General features: G+C 41.5%; 6 protein-coding genes. 1 reads left to right on the top strand and 5 read right to left on the bottom strand.

Annotation, left to right across the window (positions count from 1 at the left end; genetic code table 11):
• On the bottom strand, nt 1-267 hold a 267-nt coding region (locus NYE69_RS33475), incomplete at its 3' end, for a phage scaffolding protein (RefSeq protein ID WP_340930736.1).
• Between the two features lie 125 nt (nt 268-392).
• Nucleotides 393-569 (bottom strand): hypothetical protein, encoded by a 177-nt coding sequence (locus NYE69_RS33470; protein ID WP_340930734.1) that lies wholly within the window; start codon nt 567-569, stop codon nt 393-395.
• 18 nt (nt 570-587) lie between these two features.
• Here NYE69_RS33470 and NYE69_RS33885 point away from each other — a divergent pair, with 18 nt between their 5' ends.
• Nucleotides 588-656: a DUF3892 domain-containing protein gene (locus NYE69_RS33885; RefSeq protein ID WP_445744856.1), complete on the top strand. Its 69-nt coding sequence runs from the start codon at nt 588-590 to the stop codon at nt 654-656.
• Here NYE69_RS33885 and NYE69_RS33465 read toward each other — a convergent pair.
• The 3 genes from NYE69_RS33465 to NYE69_RS33455 are packed head-to-tail and all read right to left on the bottom strand — an operon-like array spanning nt 653 to nt 1,471.
• Nucleotides 653-925, bottom strand: coding sequence for a hypothetical protein (locus NYE69_RS33465; protein ID WP_340930732.1), 273 nt, complete (start codon nt 923-925; stop codon nt 653-655). The two genes, NYE69_RS33885 and NYE69_RS33465, sit on opposite strands and share 4 nt — an antisense overlap.
• 56 nt (nt 926-981) lie before the next feature.
• Nucleotides 982-1,254 carry a hypothetical protein gene (locus tag NYE69_RS33460; RefSeq protein ID WP_340930730.1) on the bottom strand — a complete coding sequence of 91 codons (273 nt, stop codon included), beginning with the start codon at nt 1,252-1,254 and terminating at the stop codon, nt 982-984.
• Nucleotides 1,255-1,309: 55 nt separating this feature from the next.
• Nucleotides 1,310-1,471 carry a hypothetical protein gene (locus NYE69_RS33455; RefSeq protein WP_213510196.1) on the bottom strand — a complete coding sequence of 54 codons (162 nt, stop codon included), beginning with the start codon at nt 1,469-1,471 and terminating at the stop codon, nt 1,310-1,312.
• Between the last annotated feature and the right edge of the window lie 96 nt (nt 1,472-1,567).

The following is a 1,567-nucleotide window of genomic DNA, read 5'->3' as shown; positions in this document are numbered from 1 at the left end:
TTCGGTAGCAGTTTTGTTGGCTTCTTGCAATTCTTTGATTTGCGTTTGAAGCGCCTCATTTCCTTTGGCTGCTTCTTGCAACTGGCTTAGTTGCTTGTCGCGCTCTTTCAGGTCTGTTTCGGCCTGTTTCTTGGCATTGTAAACTTCATCAAATTTTTCCTTGGGGAACCAATTCCCGTCAGAAACGATTGCGATTTTGTGCTTATCACCAGCCTTTTCAATGACTTGCTTGTAAAGTTCTTCGCCTAACAACTCTTTCAAATCCATCTATTCCATCTCCCTTAATGTTTTGTTTACGTGTACACCTCACGCATGGGGTTGCGTTCAGTTTTACCCCGAACCTTTAAAGAGGGCAATATAAAAGGGCTGCGAAAGTCTCATTCACAGCCCAATTAATCGTTGTCACTTAATTCTACAAAGGCTATCTCCTTAGCCCTAACAATAATTTTTTCATTCACTCCAATGAACTCAAGCTCTTCTTCTAGCGCACCAACAATATGCTCAAAACCCTTGTCTCCATCGTTGATAATGAGTTTTTGACCATTAATAAGGCCGATGATTAATTTCATCAGTTTTACCCTCCAAGAATGCTTTATGTTAAAACGAAAGCCGACAACACCACCAAGAACAACCTTTTAAGCTTACCTAGATTCTAGCCTTTCCAGTAAGGCGTAGGTGAAAAGCGCTTTTCAATGGTGACGTAGTCCACGTTAGCCATATCATCTACGCCTTGCTCATGGGTGGGATGGAAATGCCAAAGTTTCGCATGGGCTTCTTCATAAGTCAGATAGGGACTGCTGTCCATTTCGACTTTAGTTCCATCCTTCATGTGATACACGCGAATAAAACAGGCTTCCATTAACGGCTTCTTACTCTGTTCAGCCTCAAACGCCATAACATATTCAGCGTCAATAGATTTTTCCATTAAAACCACCTCCTAATATAGTGTAAAGTATCCATAGAAGTCTCGATCATGGACCGTTATGCTATAACTTTTGTATATCTCGCTTCAAATGCTGCTTGTGTCATAACCGACAACTTACCTTCTGTGTTCTTAATAATAAACTCTCCGACATTAGCAACCAAAACATCCAGTGCGTTTCGAATAACACGAAGCTTCAAGCCGCTTGGAGTATAGTCTATAGAAATCGGTAAGCCCACAAATCCAACGATTTCCTGGATGTGAGTTTGCTCCATCCCTTCAAACTTTATCGCCTGTACCGGGATGCATTCTTGATAGTTTTCAACTGGCACTCAATCACCTCCTTTTGGTAAATAAAAAAGCACCCTCGCCGTAGCATGAGTGCTTCTATTTTTCATCTTTGATAACACCGATTTTCTTCAAGTGCTCTCGGAACCGTTCTTTGTTCTCTTTTTGTTCCTTTTCCGGAATCTCATTGTAGCCGATTACCTTTGGCTTCCCAAGATCGTTCCATCTCGGGTCCGAAAACTCTTTCTTATTTTCACTCATTTCTTCAACTCCCGTAACAGGATATGATACACACCCTCGATAACCTCTATGTCAACAACTTCAAAGGGAAAGTCTCGGCCATACAATACTTCCAAT

Origin of the sequence: Paenibacillus sp. FSL R5-0527 (assembly GCF_038008055.1) — a bacterium.
Taxonomy (GTDB): domain Bacteria; phylum Bacillota; class Bacilli; order Paenibacillales; family Paenibacillaceae; genus Fontibacillus; species Fontibacillus macerans.
The sequence above is the reverse complement of the archived record's forward strand: the minus strand, read 5'-3'. Positions and strand labels throughout refer to the sequence as shown.

Bases quoted from the DNA above. Each gene is read 5' to 3' on its own strand.
- NYE69_RS33470 (WP_340930734.1), bottom strand. From the start codon at position 569: ATGAAATTAATCATCGGCCTTATTAATGGTCAAAAACTCATTATCAAC.
- NYE69_RS33465 (WP_340930732.1), bottom strand. From the start codon at position 925: ATGGAAAAATCTATTGACGCTGAATATGTTATGGCGTTTGAGGCTGAA.
- NYE69_RS33455 (WP_213510196.1), bottom strand. From the start codon at position 1,471: ATGAGTGAAAATAAGAAAGAGTTTTCGGACCCGAGATGGAACGATCTT.